Annotated in this window: 1 pseudogene; it reads left to right on the top strand. The window is 65.9% G+C overall.

From position 1 onward, the window contains the following. Positions 1-229, top strand: a pseudogene (locus ACP7H9_RS14360) (serine--tRNA ligase); the annotation flags it as partial.

Here is a 229-nt window from a genome sequence, read left to right as displayed (position 1 = left end):
CAGCGACGTGTTCCCGCCGCTGCCAGTCAACTCGGCGTCGATGCGCGGTACCGGCCAGTTCCCGAAGTTCGTCGACGACGCCTACCGCCTCGGCGGCGCGAACGACGAGGAATACGACGACGACGACCTCTGGCTGTTGCCGACCGCCGAGGTGCCGGTCACCAATATGTACCGCGACGAGATCCTGCTGGACGAGGACCTCCCGGTCAAACACCAGGCCTATTCGCCG

Source organism: Idiomarina sp. ST20R2A10, assembly GCF_051842345.1.
Lineage (GTDB): Bacteria > Pseudomonadota > Gammaproteobacteria > Enterobacterales > Alteromonadaceae > Idiomarina > Idiomarina loihiensis.
Note: the sequence above shows the minus strand (reverse complement) of the source record. Positions and strands in the feature narration are given on the sequence as shown.